Source organism: Kitasatospora terrestris, from assembly GCF_039542905.1.
In the GTDB taxonomy this organism is placed as follows: Bacteria; Actinomycetota; Actinomycetes; order Streptomycetales; family Streptomycetaceae; genus Kitasatospora; species Kitasatospora terrestris.
In genome coordinates this window covers 1,714,338-1,729,989 of record NZ_BAABIS010000001.1, presented here as the reverse complement: position 1 = coordinate 1,729,989, position 15,652 = coordinate 1,714,338, and the positions used below count along the sequence as shown (strand labels likewise).

Here is a 15,652-nt window from a genome sequence, read left to right as displayed (position 1 = left end):
ATGTGGAGAGGGACCTGGTCCGGCGGCGGCGCGGGCACAAGGCGCCGCTCGACCTGACGCCGGAGCAGGTCGTCGCCCTGGATGACCAGGGGCACGCGGCTCGCGCGGTGTGGAACCTCCTGCACGACTGGTGGACCCTCGCTGGGAAATGCCCGATGCGTCGAGCCTCGCTTGCGCTCGCCGATCAACACATCCGCCAGGCCCGCATCGAGCTCCCTTGGCTGTCCGTACTCCCGGCGCAGGCCGCGCAGCAGGTACTGAAGCAGTACCACAGGGCGTGGATCAATTGCTGGGAGGGCCGCGCGGCTGCGCCGAACTTCAAGTCCCGGCTCCGTTCCCGCATGGCGGTGGACGTGCCGCAGGGCCGGGACCTGCAGGTCAAGCGTTTGAACCGCCGGTGGGGGCAGTGCCGTGTTCCCAAGCTCGGGCTGGTGCGGTTTCGTTGGATCAAGGACCTGCCAGGTGTCACCAAGTCCGGCGCTGCCGGTCGTATCACAGGGGCACGGCTGGTCAAGGAGCCTCACGGCTGGTACATCGTCTTCCGTACCGAAACGGTGGTGGACACGGTCCGGCCCAAGACCACCGGCACCGTCGTCGGCATTGACCGGGGTGTCACTGTCCCGCTCGCTCTGTCCGACGGGTCGAAGCGGGAGCACGGCCCGTGGCTCACTGACGGCGAGACCGCGCGCCTTGTCCGCCTGGAGCGCAAGGCGGCACGGCAGCGTCGCTCCTGTACGCCCGGTCAGCCGGTCAGCAACCGGCTGACCAGGACTTACGACCAGATCGCTCGGTACCGCGCGACAGCCAAGCGCCGTGCCACCGACTGGCAGCACAAGACCACCGCTGACCTTGCCGGCATGTTCGCCGTGGTCGTCGTGGAAGACCTGGCCATTGCGAACATGGTGAGGTCAGCCAGGGGAACCGTCCAAGACCCTGGAACAAACGTCCGGCAGAAGGCCGGGCTCAGCCGAGCCATTGCAGGTGAGGCATGGGGCCGTACGGTCGAGCTCCTCGCGTACAAGCTTGCAGACCGGGGCGGTCACCTGATCAAGGTCCCCGCTCGCGGCACCAGCCGACGCTGTTCTGCCTGTGGTCTCACCACTCCCGGGAGCAGGACGACACAGGCACGGTTCGCCTGCAAGGCCCCTGGGTGTGGCTACGTGATCAACGCGGACACCAACGCGGCACGGAACATCGAACACGCCGCCGGACAGGCGGTCGCAGGACTGCTGAGCCCTCTCGACGACGGCGATGAAGCGTCAACCTCCTCGGGAGTCGCGTCGACTTGAACGGGGATCCCGCAACCGTTCAGGGGGCGGGGGATGTCACAGTCCACGTCGGCGGTAAACGATCAAGCCCGCCGGGACCGGGAGGGCACCATGACGGACGACGCGCAGAACACCACCCGCCGCAGGCGGTGGCCGACCGTCACCGCGCTCACCCTCAGCACCCCGGTCCTCGCCCTCGCCGCCTTCCTCGCCGTCGTCCGGATCGGCGGACTCGACGACGGCACGGTCCTCGCCCTGCCGATCGTCGTGCTCCCGTACGTCGCCCTCGCCACCCTGGTCGTGCTCGCGCTGCTGCTCGCCCTGCGCTGTCGGCGGACCGGCGCGCTCGCCGCGCTGCTCGTGGTCCTGCAGCTCTGGTGGATCGTCCCGCGGACCGTGCCGGACGCCGACTCCGCCCCCGCCGCCGCGCCCCGGCTGCGCGTCGCCACCAGCAACGCCTACCTCGGGCAGGTCTCCCCGAAGTCCCTGGTCGACCTGGTCCGCGAGCAGCGCGTCGACGTCCTCGCCGTCGAGGAGCTCAGCACCTCCGCCGCCGACGCCCTCGACCGCGCCGGCATCCGGGAGCTGCTGCCGCACCGGGAGAGGCCCGCGGGCACCGACACCGCCCTCTACTCGCGGCTCCCGATCACCTCCGCCGCCGACCCCGCCTGGCCGACCACCAACATCACCGTCGACCTCGCCGGCCACCCCGTCCAGCTCGTCGCCGTGCACACCTACTACCCCCTCGGCGACGCCCGCCGCTGGGCCGACGGCCTGCACGACCTGCGCAAGGCCGCCCCCGGCCGCACCCGCGACGCCGTCCTGCTCGGCGACTTCAACGCCACCCTCGACCACAGCCCGATGCGCGACCTGATCGCCACCGGCCTCGCCGACACCGCCGCCGACCTCGGCCACGGCCTCGCCCCCACCTGGCCCGAGGACAACGCCGACTTCCCGCACCTCCCCCCGCTCATCCAGATCGACCACGTCCTGCACGGCCCGGCCCTCACCGCCGTGGCGATCTCCGAGCACACCCTCCCGCGCTCCGACCACCGCGCCGTCGTCGCCGAACTCGCCCTCAAGGGCTGAGCCGCGGAGGAACGCCGAAGGGCGGGCACCGGCCGGTGCCCGCCCTTCCGCGTACGCGGCTACTTCTGGCGCTCGCTCAGGAAGGCCTGCACCTGCTCGCGGATCTCCGGGGTGTCGAGGCCGCGGACGGTCATGGTGGTGCGGCGGCGCAGCACGTCGTCGACGGTGTACGCCCACTCGTTGTCGGCGGCGTACGCGACCTGGGCCCAGACGTCGGGGCCGTCCTCGTGGATCGGGGCGCCGAGGGCCGGGTCGTCGGCGATCAGGCGGGCGATGTCGAAGGACAGGGTGCCGTAGTGCGAGGCGAGGTGCTTGGCGACCAGCGGCTCCATCCGGGAGCCGGGCTCGCGGTCGACCAGCAGGCGGTGCGCGACGGCGTTCGGCGCGCCGACGCCGGGCAGCGGCACGGTCGCCGGGAACGGCGACATGTCCTCGGCGAGGCCGGTGCCGGGCACGTTCTTGAGCTTGTCGAGCACGGCGCGGCCGATGTGCCGGTAGGTGGTCCACTTGCCGCCGGCGACCGAGAGCATGCCGCCCCGGCCCTCGGTGACGACGGTCTCGCGCTTGGCGGCGGCGGTGTCGCCGGGGCCGCCGGGCAGCACGCGCAGGCCGGCGAAGGAGTAGGTGATCAGGTCGCGGTCGAGGTGCTCGTCGCGGATGGCGTGGCCGGCCTCGTCCATGATCTGGTCGATGTCCGCCTGGGTGGCCCGGACGTCCATCGGGTCGCCGGTGTACTCCTCGTCGGTGGTGCCGAGCAGGACGTGGTCCTCCCACGGGATGGCGAAGGAGACGCGGTACTTGTCGATCGGGATGGTCAGCGCGGCCCGCCACGGCGTGCGGCGCTTGACGACGACGTGCGCGCCCTTGGACAGCCGGATGGACGGGGCGGCGCCGGCGTCCTCCATCTTCCGCAGGTGGTCGACCCACGGGCCGGTCGCGTTGAGCACCAGGCGGGCGGAGACCCCGAACTCGGTGCCGTCCAGCCGGTCCCGCAGCTCGGCGCCGGAGACCCGGCCGCCGGTGAAGCGCAGGCCGGTCACCTCGGCGTGGTTGAGCACCACGGCGCCGGACTCGACGGCGGCCCGGACGGTCATCACGGCGACCCGCGAGTCGTTCATCTGGTGGTCGCCGTAGACGGCGACCGAGCGCAGGCCCTCGGTGCGCAGCGCCGGCACCTGCTGCGCGGCGTGGGCGGCGGTGGAGACCCGGCCCATGCCGTCGCGGAACGCGGAGAGCGCGGAGTAGAGGAAGACGCCGGCGCCGAGCTTGGGCGCGCTGTGCGGGCCGCCCTTGTAGACGGGGACGAAGAAGGTCAGCGGGTTGACCAGGTGCGGCGCGACGTCGGTGGCCAGCGCCCGGCGCTCCTTGTGGTTCTCGGCGACCAGCTTGACGGCGCCGGTCTGCAGGTAGCGCAGGCCGCCGTGGACGAGCTTGGAGGAGGCGCTGGAGGTGGCGCCGGCGAAGTCGCCGGCGTCGACCATGGCGACCTTGAGGCCGGCCTGGGCCGCGGTCCAGGCGGTCGCGGTGCCGAGGATGCCGCCGCCGATGACGAGCAGGTCGTAGGTGGCCTTGCCGAGCAGTTCGCGGGTCTCCGCACGGGTGGCGGTGCGTCCGGGGGTGCGCTCGGCGCCGAGGGTCGGGATGGTTGCCATGGTGTGTGTACGGCGCGCGGGTCGGGCGGCGCCGTGTCTCCTCTCGGTGTGCGGTGCGGCCCGGGTGCGGCGGGTCGCGAACGTCGAAGCGGCCGGCCGGGACCAGGTGGTCCCGACCGGCCCGGCCGTCAGTTGGTGTGCTCGTCCTCCTCGACCCAGCCCATGGTGCGCTCCACGGCCTTGAGCCACTTCTTGTACTCGGACTCGCGGGTGGCCTCGTCCATCCGCGGCGTCCACTCGGCGGCCCGGTGCCAGTTGGCCCGCAGGGTGTCGAGGTCGTTCCAGAAGCCGACCGCGAGACCGGCGGCGTACGCGGCGCCGAGCGCGGTGGTCTCGGCGACGTACGGGCGCTCGACCGGGGCGTCGAGGACGTCCGCGATGTTCTGCATCAGCAGGTTGTTGGAGGTCATGCCGCCGTCGACCTTGAGCGCGGTCAGGGTCACGCCGGAGTCCTTCTCCATCGCGTCGACGACCTCGCGGGTCTGCCAGGCGGTGGCCTCCAGGACGGCCCGGGCCAGGTGGCCCTTGGTGACGTACCGGGTGAGGCCGGCGATCACGCCGCGGGCGTCGGAGCGCCAGTACGGGGCGAACAGGCCGGAGAAGGCCGGGACGAAGTAGGCGCCGCCGTTGTCGTCGACGGTCGAGGCCAGGGTCTCGATCTCGGCGGCGGTGGAGATGATGCCGAGCTGGTCGCGCAGCCACTGCACCAGCGAGCCGGTGACGGCGATCGAGCCCTCCAGGGCGTAGACCGGCTTCTGGTCGCCGATCCGGTAGCCGACCGTGGTCAGCAGGCCGTGGTAGGAGTTGACGACCTTCTCGCCGGTGTTGAGCAGCAGGAAGGTGCCGGTGCCGTAGGTGGACTTGGCCTCGCCCTCGTCGAAGCAGGTCTGGCCGAAGAGCGCGGCCTGCTGGTCGCCGAGCGCCGAGGCGACCGGCACGCCCTCCAGGTCGCCGACCGCGTTGCCGTAGACCTCGGCGGAGGAACGGATCTCCGGGAGGACCGCCAGCGGGACCTCCATCGACTGGGCGATGGACTCGTCCCACTCCAGCGTGTGCAGGTTCATCAGCATGGTGCGGGAGGCGTTGGTGACGTCGGTGACGTGCTTGCCGCCGTTGACGCCGCCGGTGAGGTTCCAGATCACCCAGGTGTCCATGGTGCCGAACAGGATGTCGCCGGCCTCGGCGCGCTCGCGCAGGCCCTCGACGTTGTCCAGCAGCCAGCGGATCTTCGGGCCGGCGAAGTAGGAGGCCAGCGGCAGGCCGGTCTCGCGGCGGAAGCGGTCCTGGCCGACGTTGCGGCCGAGCTCGCGGCACAGGCCCTCGGTCCGGGTGTCCTGCCAGACCAGCGCGTTGTGGACGGGCTCGCCGGTGTTCTTGTCCCACAGCACGGTGGTCTCGCGCTGGTTGGTGATGCCGATCGCGCGGATGTCGTCCTTGCTCAGGCCGGCCTTGTCCAGCGCGCCGCGCACCACCGACTGGACGCGGGTCCAGATCTCGGCGGCGTCGTGCTCCACCCAGCCCGGCTGCGGGAAGATCTGCGAGTGCTCCTGCTGGTCGACCGAGACGATCCGGCCGTCGGCGCCGAAGATGATGCAGCGGCTGGAGGTGGTGCCCTGGTCGATCGCGGCGATGTAGTTGGCAGTCATACGGGGGTCCTCGGCTCTGGATGAGGGTGGCGGGGGAGGAGCGGGCCTGACCCTGGGTCAGTCCCCGTGCTCAGGCGTGGAGCAAACGCTCGTCAGAATGCGACGTGGTACAGGCCGCCGGCCAGCAGGCCGCCGATGACCGGGCCGAGCACCGGGATCCAGGCGTACGACCAGTCGGAGCCGCCCTTGTTGGGGATCGGCAGCAGCGAGTGGACGATGCGCGGGCCCAGGTCGCGGACCGGGTTGATCGCGTAGCCGGTCGGGCCGCCGAGCGACAGGCCGATACCGACCACGGTGAAGGCGACGATCAGGATGCCCAGGCCCGAGAGGCCGAGGCCCTTGTTGAGGCCCTGGGTGAGGATCCCCAGGCAGAGCACCACGGTGCCGATGATCTCGGTGAGCAGGTTCTGGATCGGGTTCCGGATCTCCGGGCCGGTCGAGAAGATGCCGAGCGTGGGCTCCTCGTTGGCCTGGAACTGGCCGAGGTAGGTCAGCCAGACCAGCACGGCGCCGATCATCGCGCCGAGGAGCTGGGAGCCCAGGTACAGCGGCACCTTGCTCCACTCGCCGGTGTCGACGGCGATGGCCAGGGTCACCGCGGGGTTCAGGTGGGCGCCGGACTTCGGCGCCGACATGTAGGCGGCGATCATGACCGCGAAGCCCCAGCCGAAGGTGATCGCGAGCCAGCCCGCGTTGATGGCCTTGGACTTCTTGAGCGTGACGGCGGCGCAGACGCCGCCACCGAGCAGTATCAGCGCGGCGGTGCCGAGGGTTTCGCCGACGAAGATGTCGCCGTTGGAGAACGCGGACACAGAGACTCCCTTGTCCAGATGGCCCGGAGGAGCGGGTGGGGGCAGGTGAACGGCCGATCGCTGTGCGGGTGAGCGCCAGGTGGGTCCGATCAGACCGTCCGCCGTTCGACAATGTCGACCGACATGCGGAAGCTTCTCCCGATGTCAGCCCCACGTCAAGGCGGGGTTACGCAGCTGTGACTCAGCGAACGTACCGACCGACATGTCCGGACATGCGAAGGGCGCGGGCAGGCGTGTCGCCCACCCGCGCCCGGCGCGGAACGGTCAGCAGCGGCAGGTCAGAAGCGGCCCGCCCCCAGGTCCCGGGAGATCGCCCGGGCGGCGCTGCGCACCGACGCCACCAGCGACGGCTTCACGAAACCGTCCTCGCAGACCGTCTCCACCGCACCGCTGATGCACACCGCGCCCACCGGGTTGCGCCGCCGGTCCTGGATCAGCGCCCCGATCGACGCCACGCCCTCCCAGGTCTCCTCCACGGCGTCCGCCCAGCCGCGCTCGCGGATCAGCGCGCACTCGGCGTCCACGTCCCCGAGCGAGGTCAGCGTGCGGTTGGTGTACGACTCCAGCGGGCCGTCGCCCAACTCCCCGCGCGCCACCGGGTCGTACGCCAGCAGCACCTTCCCCAGGGCGGTCGAGTGCAGCGGCTGCATCGAGCCGACCTCCAGCACTTGCCGGGTGTCGTCCGGCCGGAACACGTGGTGCACGATCAGCACCCCCTGCTGGTGCAGGACCCCCAGGTAGACCGTCTCCCCGGCCGCCCGGGCCAGGTCGTCCGCCCACACCAGGGCCCGCGCCCGCAGCTCGTGCACGTCCAGGTAGCTCTGCCCCAGCCGCAGCAGCTCCGCGCCCAGCTGGTACTTGCCGCTCTCCGGATCCTGCTCGACGAAGCCCTCCTGCTGCAGCGTCCGCAGGATGCCGTGCGCGGTGCCCTTCGCCAGATCTAGCGACGCCGCCACTTCGGACAGGCCCAGCCGGCGCTCGCCGCCGGCCAGGAGCCGCAGGATCGCCGCCGCCCGGGAGAGCGACTGGATCGGGCCGGGCATCGGCTACCTCCGCAGAACTGGTGGTCGACATTGTCGACCGCAAGGCTATCGCCACCACTCTGCCACACGCCGCGCCGCGGGCGCCCCGTCAGGGCAGCACGACCCGGGGCACGGGCCTCGGCCGACACACGGCTGCGCCGCGTGGGCGCGCCGGCCGTCCACCGTGGCGCACCGCCGACGCGACCCGGCCCCGTCAGGCGCCGCCCCGCACGATCCCCGCCAGCTCCGCGATCTCCGCGGGCCCCACCCGGCAGCAGCCGCCCACCAGCCGCGCCCCGTCCGCCACCCACCGCTCCACCCGGTCCGCCCGGAAGGTCCGCCCGCCCACCCACGCCCGCGCGCCCGCGTCCCACCGCTCCCCGCTGTTGGGGTAGACCACCACCGGCTTCCCGCCCGCCGCCGCGGCCACCGCCACCGCCGCGTCGGCGTCCGCCGGCGTGCAGCAGTTCACCCCCACCGCCACCACCTCATCGGCGTCCGCCGCCAGGGCGAACGCCTCCGCCAGCGGCTGCCCCGCGCGGGTCCGCCCGTCCGCGACGCTGTACGACAGCCAGGCCGGCACCCCCAGCCCGCGCAGCGCCCGCAGCACCGCCCGCGCCTCGTCCGCGTCCGGCACCGTCTCGACCGCCAGCACGTCCGGCCCGGCCGCCACCAGCGCCTCCAGCCGCGGCCGGTGGAAGCGCTCCAGCTCGACCTCGCTCAGCCCGTACCGCCCCCGGTACTCCGAACCGTCGGCGAGCACCGCCCCGTAGGGCCCGACCGACGCCGCCACCCACAGCCGCCGGCCGCCGGGCCCCTCCGCGTCGGCCTCCTCGGCGGCCTGCCGCGCCAGCTCCACGCTCAGCCCCAGCAGCCGCTCCGCGGTCGCCCGGCCCACGCCGCGCAGCGCGAACCCCTCGAAGCTCGCCTGGTAGCTGGAGGTGATCGCGACCTCGGCACCCGCCTCGAAGTACGCCCGGTGCGCGGCGACGACCGCCTCCGGCCCCTCCATCAGCAGCCGCGCCGACCACAGCCGGTCCGAGAGGTCGTGCCCGTCGGCCTCCAACCGGTTGGACAGGCCCCCGTCCAGCACCACCGGCCCAGCCGCCAGCGCCGCAGCGAACCCACCGACCACGACGACCTCCCGGAGTGCGTCCCTCCTCCGACCATAGGCCCGTTCAGTCCTTGGCCAGCGGATTGAGGTCCCGGCCGTCGTTGAACACCAGCCCCTCCAGCCACGGCCTCCCGTCGTACGCCAGGCTCACGTAACAGGGCAGCGGCTCCCCGTCGGCCTTCAGCGTCAGGACCACCCCCGGCCCGACGGAGTCGATCAGCCCCGGTGCCCACGTCCCCGACGCCGCGAACGGCACCCGCTCGCCCGAGGGCAGCCAGCAGTTCTCGTCCGCCGGCAGCAGTTCGGCCCGGACGGTCCCGTCCGCGGCCAGCCGCACCACGGTCCCCGCCTCCGAGCGCCAGGTGCCGACCGCGTAACCGCGCGCGGGCCCGGCCAGCCACCGCCAGCCCGTCAGTACCACCCCCGCGACCAGCGCCAGCACCGCACCGGCCACCAGCAGCCCCGGCCACACCCGCCCGAACCACGCCGCCACGCCAACCCCCTCCGCCCGACCCGGTACTCCGGATGATCATCCCACCCGCTGCGCTACGTTGATCTCCGTACGAGCACGACCCGAGGAGCACCCGCGATGCCGACCCCCGAGCCCGCCGACGAACGGGCGTGGCTCGCCGCGTACGACCCGCGCGCGTTCCCGCCCATCGCCGTGACCGCGGACGTCGTCGCGCTCACCCTCCGCGCCGGAGCCCTGCACGTCCTGCTGGTCGAACGCGGCGCCCCGCCCTACCGGGGCCGGCTCGCCCTGCCCGGCGGTTTCCTGCGCGCCGGACAGGAGGACCCGGCGGCCGCCGCCGCCCGCGAACTCGCCGAGGAGACCGGCCTCGCCGAGCTGCCCCGCGTCCACCTCCAACAGCTCGGCAGCTACGGCGCCCCCGACCGCGACCCCCGGATGCACGTCCTGTCCGTCGCCCACCTCGCCTTCGCCCCCGACCTGCCCGACCCGCAGGCCGGCACCGACGCCGCGGCCGCCGCCTGGCACCCCGTCGACACCCTCGACCCCGGCACGCTCGCCTTCGACCACGCCCGGATCCTCGCCGACGCCCTCGACCGGGCCCGCGCCGAACTCGAGAACACGCCGCTCGCCACCGCCTTCCTGCCCGCCGACTTCACCGTCCCCGAACTGCGCGCCGTCTACGAGGCCGTCTGGGGCGAACCGCTGCACCCCGGCAACTTCCACCGCAAGGTGCTCTCCGTCCCCGGATTCCTCGAACCCACCGGCGCCACCACCGAACGCGGCGGCACCCGCGGCGGCCCGCGCGCCCGCCGCTACCGGCCCGGCCCGGCCACCCGCCTCCACCCGCCCCTGCTGCGCCCCGCCCCCGGACCTGCCCGAACCACCCCGCCCACCGCACCCACCGGACTACCATCCACCCCATGACCACCCACCCGGCGGAGCAGCGCGTCTACGGACCCAACACCCACTGCCACTTCTGCGGCGCCACCTACCCGCAGGGCACCGACGGCTGGCCCCGGGCCTGCCCCGCCTGCGCCGGGATCAGCTACCGCAACCCGCTGCCGGTCACCGTCGCCCTGCTCCCGGTCCGCATGCCGGACGGCGACACCCGCCTCATCGTGATCCGCCGGACCATCGAGCCCGGCTACGGCGAACTCGCCCTGCCCGGCGGCTACATCGACTACGGCGAGAGCTGGCAGCAGGCCGCCGTCCGGGAGCTCCGCGAGGAGACCGGGATCCTGGCCGACCCGGCCGAGGTGTCCCTGGTCGCCACCGACTCCGACACCCTCGGCGGCTTCCTCTGCCTGTTCGCCCTCCTCCCCGCCCGCGACCTGGCCGCCCTGCCGCCCTCCGCGCCCACCGACGAGACCGACGGCTGGCAGCTCGCCACCGTCGACACCCCGCTCGCCTTCCCGTTCCACACCCGGGTCGCGCGGTCCTGGTTCAACGGCGAGTTCGACAGCGCGTTCAACCACGCGTGAGCACCTTCGCCGACGCCGAACTCGAGGCCTTCGTCACCGCCGTACGCCGCGACCCCGGGCCGACCGCCCGCGAACTCGGCGCCGCCGGACTCCGCCGCGCCCAGCGCGGCCGGGTCCTGGCCCAGCCCCGCGGGCCCGAACTCCACGCCGTCACCGACCTCACCGTCGCCGGCACCCCGGCCCGCCACTACCTGCCCGCACCCGAACCCCGGGCCACCGTCGTCTTCCTGCACGGCGGCATGTGGGTGATCGGCGACCTCGACTCGCACGACCGCGCCTGCCGCCGGATCGCCGCCGCCACCGGCGCCGCCGTCCTCGCCGTCGACTACCGCCGCGCCCCCGAACACCCCTGGCCCGCCGCCGTCGACGACGCCGTCGCGGCCGTCCGCTGGGCCGCGAGCGCCCGCACCACCGCCGACCTGCCACTGATCGTCATGGGCGACAGCTGCGGCGGCCACCTCGCCGCCCTCGCCTGCCTGCGCCTGCGCGACGAGCACGGCCCCCGCCCGGCCGGGCAGGTCCTGCTCTACCCCAACACCGACCTGACCCTCTCCCGGCCCAGCATCCGCACCAAGGGCACCGGCTGGGTCCTGGGCGCCGACGCCCTCGCCTGGGGCATCGAGCAGTGGGTTCCCGACCCCGCGATGCGCGCCCTCCCCACCGTCAGCCCGCTCGCCGCCGACCTCCACGACCTCCCCCCGGCCGTCGTCGTCACCGCCGAGCACGACCCCCTCCGCGACGAGGGCGACGCCTACGCCACCCGCCTCGCCGCCGCCGGCGTTCCCGTCACCCACCGCTGCGAACCCGGTCAGATCCACGGCTTCCTCACCCTCGACACCGTCACCCCCAGCGCCCGCACCGCCGCCGCCCGCCTCTTCACCGACCTCACCACCCTGATGACCCCCTGACCCCGCCCGGCCCGCGGCCCGTTCCGCGAGCGGGGGCCCCTCAGCCCAACCGAAGTCGCTGCGCGAGCACGCGCCCGCCCGCCCGCCCGGCGACCCGCCCCGCTGCCGCCCCTGGCCTCGTCCCGCCGCGGGCGCGCTCGCTTCCGGCTGCGCCGGGGCCTGCCGCAGGCGCTCACTCCCGGCTGCGCCGGCCTTCCCGCAGCCCGTTCCGCGAGCTGGCCCCTGCCTCAGCGGAGCCGCAGGCCGGTCACGGGCCCCCGAAGTCGCTGCGCGAGCGTCCGGCCGCCCGCAGGGCCCTCGCCCGCTGCCGCCCCTTACCCCCGGCTGCGCCGGGCCGCCGGGCGGTCGCCTCGCCGCCGGTTGTGCGCGCCTCCCGAAGCCTCTCCCCGGAGCGCGGCCGCCCGCAGGGGCCCTCGCCCCGCCGGAGCCGGGCGACCGCCGTGCGGCTACCGGCCCAGGACGGCCATCGCCGCGTTGTGGCCCGGGATGCCGCTGACTCCGCCGCCGCGGATCGCGCCGGCACCGCACAGCAGCACCCGCGGATGCCCGGTCGCCACGCCCCACCGGTCGTCCGTCGCGCCCTCCGCCGCCCACGGGAACGCCAGCTCGCGGTGGAAGATGTTCCCGCCGGGCAGTCGCAGGTCCGCCTCCAGGTCCAGCGGCGTCTTCACCTCCAGGCAGGGCCGCCCGTCGCCGTCGACCGCGAGGCAGTCCGCCAGCGGCTCGGCGAGTGCGGCCTCCAGCGGCGCCAGGACGGCGGCCAGCGCCGCCTCCCTCGCCTTCTCCGGGTCCGCCGTGAACAGTCCGGCCGGCTGGTGCAGTCCGAAGAGCGTCAGCGTCTGCCATCCCCGCCGGTCCGCCTCCGTCCCGAGGATCGAACGGTCCGTCAGCGAGTGGCAGTAGATCTCCGACGGCCCGGGCGCCGGGATCCGCCCGGCCTCGGCTTCCCGGTACGCCGTCTCCAGCTCGCGGTACGACTCGCCGAGGTGCAGCGTCCCGGCGAAGGCCTCGCGCCCGTCCACCGCGCCGTCCCGCAGCCGGGGGAGCCGCCGCAGCAGCATGTTGACCTTCAGCTGTGCGCCTTGCGGCCGCTCGCCGCCGGTCACGCCCAGCAGCCGGTCCAGCTCCGCGGGCGCCGCGTTGCACAGCACCCACCGCGCCCCGACCGAACGCTCGCCGCCGTCGGCGTCCCGGTACGCGACCTCCGACACCTCGCGGCCGGGGTCGACGGCCAGCACCTCGCACCCGGTCCGCAGCTCCGCGCCCGCGGCCCGCGCCGCGCCGGCGAGCGCGTCGGTGACGGCGCCCATCCCGCCGACCGGCACGTCCCAGTCGCCGGTGCCGCCGCCGACCACGTGGTAGAGGAAGCACCGGTTCTGCGCCAGCGACGGGTCGTGCGCGTGGGTGAACGTCCCGATCAGCGCGTCGGTGAGCACCACGCCCCGCACCACGTCGTCCGCGAAGCGCCGCTCGACGGCCTCCCCGAGCGGCCGCTCGAACAGGTCCGCCCACGCCACCGGATCGTCCACCCGCCGGCGCAGCTCCTCCCGGGTCGGCAGCGGCTCGGTGAGCGTGGGGAACACCCGCTCGGCGAGCCGCCCGGTCATCCCGTAGAACTCCCGCCAGGCGGCGAACTCCCCGTCCCCGCCGGTCAGCTGCCGGAACGAGGCCGCCGTCCGCCCGACGTCCTGCTGGTCGACCAGCAATCCGCCGTCCTTCCCGTCCCGCCGCACGGGCGTGTAGGAGGAGTACCGCCGCCGGCGCAGCTCGATCCGCAGGCCCAGCTCGTCGACGATCTTCCGGGGGAGCAGGCTCACCAGGTAGGAGTACCGCGACAGCCGTGCGTCCACCCCGCTGAACGCCTGCGCGGAGACCGCCGCGCCCCCGGTCCGGCCGAGCCGTTCGAGCAGCAGCACGCTGCGCCCGGCGCGCGCCAGGTAGGCCGCCGCCACCAGCCCGTTGTGCCCGCCACCCACGATCACCACGTCATACGTCGCTGCCATGCCAGTCGGTCTACCACCTCGCCACCCGTCCGACCAGACCGCGACACCCTGGCGCGCAAGACGATCACATGGCATGGTCTGCACCGTCAGCACAGCTCGGACGGCTCGCCACAAGCACCACCGTCCCCACGACACCGGCCGGGAGACCACCACCGTGAGCACCCCTCCGACCCACCAGGACCAGCCGCTCTGGCGCCCCGACCCGGCCCGCGCCGCCGCGAGCCGCCTGGTCGCCTTCCAGGCCTGGGCCGCCGAACACCACGGCGCCCCCGCCGCGCCGCTCGCCCCGGTGGAGACGGACGACGAGGCGGCCGCCCGCTACGCCGCGCTGCACGCCTGGTCCACCGAGGACCTCTCCCGCTTCTGGCAGGCCGTCACCGAGTGGTTCGACGTCCGCTTCGGCGAGCAGCCGACCGCCGTCCTGGCCGACCCGGCGATGCCCGGTGCCAGCTGGTTCCCCGGCGCCCGCCTCAACTACGCCGAGCACGCCCTGCGCCACGCCGAGGACCCGGCCAACGCCGGCAAGCCCGCGATCCTGCACCTCGACGAGACCACCGAGTCCCCCGTCGAGATCAGCTGGTCCGAGCTCCGCCGCCAGGTCGGTTCGCTCGCCGCCGCGCTGCGTGCCCAGGGCGTCGGCCCCGGCGACCGGGTCGGCGCGTACCTCCCCAACATCCCGCAGGCGGCCGTCGCCCTGCTCGCCACCGCCGCCGTCGGCGCGATCTGGACCAGCTGCGCCCCGGACTTCGGCGCCCGCAGCGTGCTCGACCGCCTGCAGCAGATCGAGCCGACCGTGCTGTTCGCGATCGACGGCTACCACTACGGCGGCAAGGACCACGACCGCACCGAGGTGGTCGCCGAGCTCCGCCGCGAGCTCCCCACCCTGCGCACCGTCGTCCACGTCCCGCTGCTCGGCGGCCCGGCCCCGGCGGGCGCCCTGCACTGGGACGACCTCACCGCCGGCGACACCGAGCCGGTCTTCGAGCAGGTCCCCTTCGACCACCCGCTCTGGGTGCTCTACTCCTCCGGTACCACCGGCCTGCCGAAGGCCATCGTGCAGAGCCAGGGCGGCATCCTCGTCGAGCACCTCAAGCAGGCCGCGCTCCACCTGGACCTCGGCCCCGAGGACCGCTTCCTCTGGTACACCTCCACCGGCTGGATGATGTGGAACTTCCTCGTCGCCGGCCTGCTCGTCGGGTCCACGATCGTCACCTACGACGGCAGCCCGGGCCACCCCGACACCGGCGCCCTCTGGTCCGTCGCCGCCCGCACCCGCGCCACCGTCCTCGGCACCTCCGCCGCGTACGTGATCGCCAGCCGCAAGGCCGACCTCCACCCCGGCCGGGACCTCGACCTCGCCGCGGTCCGCTGCATCGGCACCACCGGCTCCCCGCTGCCGCCCGACGGCTTCCAGTGGATCTACGACGAGGTCAAGCGGGACGTCTGGCTGGCCAGCGTCAGCGGCGGCACCGACGTCTGCTCCTGCTTCGTCGGCGGCGTCCCCACCCTCCCCGTGCACCTCGGCGAGATCCAGGCCCCGTGCCTCGGCGCGGCCGTCGAGTCCTGGGACGTCCAGGGCGCCCCGCACACCGACACCGTCGGCGAGCTGGTCGTCACCAAGCCGCTGCCCTCGATGCCCACCGGCTTCTGGAACGACCCCGAGGGCACCCGCTACCGCGACAGCTACTTCGAGATGTACCCGGGCACCTGGCGGCACGGCGACTGGATCACCGTGACCGGGCGCGGCACCGTGGTCATCCACGGCCGCTCCGACTCCACGCTCAACCGCCAGGGCGTCCGGATGGGCTCCTCCGACATCTACGAGGTCGTCGAGCGCCTCCCCGAGATCGCCGAGTCCCTGGTGATCGGCCTGGAGGAGGACAACGGCGGCTACTGGATGCCGCTCTTCGTCGTCCTCACCCCCGGCTCGGCCCTCGACGACGACCTGGTCTCCCGGATCCGGACGTCCCTGCGCACCGAACTCTCCCCGCGCCACGTCCCCGACGAGGTGATCGCGGTCCAGGGCCTCCCGCACACCCTCACCGGCAAGCGCATCGAGGTCCCGGTCAAGCGCCTGCTCTCCGGCACCCCGCTCGCCCAGGCGGTCAACCCCGGCTCGGTCGACAACCTCGACCACCTCCGGTACTTCGAGCGGCTCGGCCGCGACCGCCGGGCCTGACCCGGC

13 protein-coding genes are annotated in these 15,652 nt (G+C 74.0%); 6 read left to right on the top strand and 7 right to left on the bottom strand.

Annotation, left to right across the window (positions count from 1 at the left end; genetic code table 11):
- Positions 1-2: 2 nt before the first annotated feature.
- Positions 3-1,289 carry an RNA-guided endonuclease InsQ/TnpB family protein gene (locus ABEB06_RS08045; RefSeq protein ID WP_345696113.1) on the top strand — a complete coding sequence of 429 codons (1,287 nt, stop codon included), beginning with the start codon at positions 3-5 and terminating at the stop codon, positions 1,287-1,289.
- 90 nt (positions 1,290-1,379) lie between these two features.
- A complete protein-coding gene (locus ABEB06_RS08040; protein ID WP_345696112.1) occupies positions 1,380-2,357 on the top strand; it encodes an endonuclease/exonuclease/phosphatase family protein in 978 nt (325 codons plus the stop codon).
- A 59-nt stretch (positions 2,358-2,416) separates the two neighbouring features.
- On the opposite strand, the gene ABEB06_RS08035 is transcribed toward ABEB06_RS08040, so the two are convergent.
- The 6 genes from ABEB06_RS08035 to ABEB06_RS08010 all read right to left on the bottom strand — a co-directional run bounded on the left by ABEB06_RS08035 (position 2,417) and on the right by ABEB06_RS08010 (position 9,096).
- The gene (locus ABEB06_RS08035; protein ID WP_345696111.1) at positions 2,417-4,009 is read right to left on the bottom strand and encodes a glycerol-3-phosphate dehydrogenase/oxidase; all 1,593 of its coding nucleotides are present in this window, start codon (positions 4,007-4,009) and stop codon (positions 2,417-2,419) included.
- A 128-nt stretch (positions 4,010-4,137) separates the two neighbouring features.
- A complete protein-coding gene (glpK, locus tag ABEB06_RS08030; protein ID WP_345696110.1) occupies positions 4,138-5,655 on the bottom strand; it encodes a glycerol kinase GlpK in 1,518 nt (505 codons plus the stop codon).
- A 92-nt stretch (positions 5,656-5,747) separates the two neighbouring features.
- Entirely contained in the window at positions 5,748-6,467 is a 720-nt protein-coding gene (locus ABEB06_RS08025) for an MIP/aquaporin family protein (protein ID WP_345696109.1), read from the bottom strand.
- 278 nt (positions 6,468-6,745) lie between these two features.
- Positions 6,746-7,510: an IclR family transcriptional regulator gene (locus ABEB06_RS08020; protein WP_345696108.1), complete on the bottom strand. Its 765-nt coding sequence runs from the start codon at positions 7,508-7,510 to the stop codon at positions 6,746-6,748.
- Between the two features lie 193 nt (positions 7,511-7,703).
- Positions 7,704-8,624, bottom strand: coding sequence for a homocysteine S-methyltransferase (gene mmuM, locus ABEB06_RS08015; RefSeq protein ID WP_345696107.1), 921 nt, complete (start codon positions 8,622-8,624; stop codon positions 7,704-7,706).
- Positions 8,625-8,667: 43 nt separating this feature from the next.
- A complete protein-coding gene (locus tag ABEB06_RS08010) occupies positions 8,668-9,096 on the bottom strand; it encodes a hypothetical protein (protein ID WP_345696106.1) in 429 nt (142 codons plus the stop codon).
- 96 nt (positions 9,097-9,192) lie between these two features.
- Between ABEB06_RS08010 and ABEB06_RS08005 the strand changes: the two genes are divergently transcribed.
- From ABEB06_RS08005 to ABEB06_RS07995, 3 genes are read left to right on the top strand one after another with little or no spacing between them, the layout of a single operon-like run.
- Positions 9,193-9,999: an NUDIX hydrolase gene (locus ABEB06_RS08005; RefSeq protein ID WP_345696105.1), complete on the top strand. Its 807-nt coding sequence runs from the start codon at positions 9,193-9,195 to the stop codon at positions 9,997-9,999.
- On the top strand, positions 9,996-10,556 hold the full coding sequence (locus ABEB06_RS08000) for an NUDIX domain-containing protein (RefSeq protein WP_345696104.1): 561 nt from the start codon (positions 9,996-9,998) through the stop codon (positions 10,554-10,556). Before ABEB06_RS08005 ends, ABEB06_RS08000 begins: the two co-directional genes overlap by 4 nt.
- The gene (locus ABEB06_RS07995) at positions 10,553-11,464 is read left to right on the top strand and encodes an alpha/beta hydrolase (protein ID WP_345696103.1); all 912 of its coding nucleotides are present in this window, start codon (positions 10,553-10,555) and stop codon (positions 11,462-11,464) included. The genes ABEB06_RS08000 and ABEB06_RS07995 overlap by 4 nt, the downstream gene beginning before the upstream one ends.
- Positions 11,465-11,910: 446 nt before the next feature.
- Here the strand turns inward: ABEB06_RS07995 and ABEB06_RS07990 are convergent, their stop codons facing one another.
- Positions 11,911-13,467 carry a phytoene desaturase family protein gene (locus tag ABEB06_RS07990; RefSeq protein WP_345696102.1) on the bottom strand — a complete coding sequence of 519 codons (1,557 nt, stop codon included), beginning with the start codon at positions 13,465-13,467 and terminating at the stop codon, positions 11,911-11,913.
- 73 nt (positions 13,468-13,540) lie between these two features.
- Here ABEB06_RS07990 and ABEB06_RS07985 point away from each other — a divergent pair, with 73 nt between their 5' ends.
- The gene (locus ABEB06_RS07985) at positions 13,541-15,646 is read left to right on the top strand and encodes an acetoacetate--CoA ligase (protein ID WP_425559584.1); all 2,106 of its coding nucleotides are present in this window, start codon (positions 13,541-13,543) and stop codon (positions 15,644-15,646) included.
- Positions 15,647-15,652: the final 6 nt, after the last annotated feature.

What these genes read in the sequence shown, in the direction of transcription:
- ABEB06_RS08020 (WP_345696108.1), bottom strand. Translation starts at nt 7,510, where the DNA reads ATGCCCGGCCCGATCCAGTCGCTCTCCCGGGCGGCGGCGATCCTGCGG.
- ABEB06_RS08035 (WP_345696111.1), bottom strand. Translation starts at nt 4,009, where the DNA reads ATGGCAACCATCCCGACCCTCGGCGCCGAGCGCACCCCCGGACGCACC.
- ABEB06_RS07990 (WP_345696102.1), bottom strand. Translation starts at nt 13,467, where the DNA reads ATGGCAGCGACGTATGACGTGGTGATCGTGGGTGGCGGGCACAACGGG.
- ABEB06_RS08005 (WP_345696105.1), top strand. Translation starts at nt 9,193, where the DNA reads ATGCCGACCCCCGAGCCCGCCGACGAACGGGCGTGGCTCGCCGCGTAC.
- ABEB06_RS07985 (WP_425559584.1), top strand. Translation starts at nt 13,541, where the DNA reads ATGGTCTGCACCGTCAGCACAGCTCGGACGGCTCGCCACAAGCACCAC.
- ABEB06_RS08040 (WP_345696112.1), top strand. Translation starts at nt 1,380, where the DNA reads ATGACGGACGACGCGCAGAACACCACCCGCCGCAGGCGGTGGCCGACC.
- ABEB06_RS08000 (WP_345696104.1), top strand. Translation starts at nt 9,996, where the DNA reads ATGACCACCCACCCGGCGGAGCAGCGCGTCTACGGACCCAACACCCAC.
- glpK (WP_345696110.1), bottom strand. Translation starts at nt 5,655, where the DNA reads ATGACTGCCAACTACATCGCCGCGATCGACCAGGGCACCACCTCCAGC.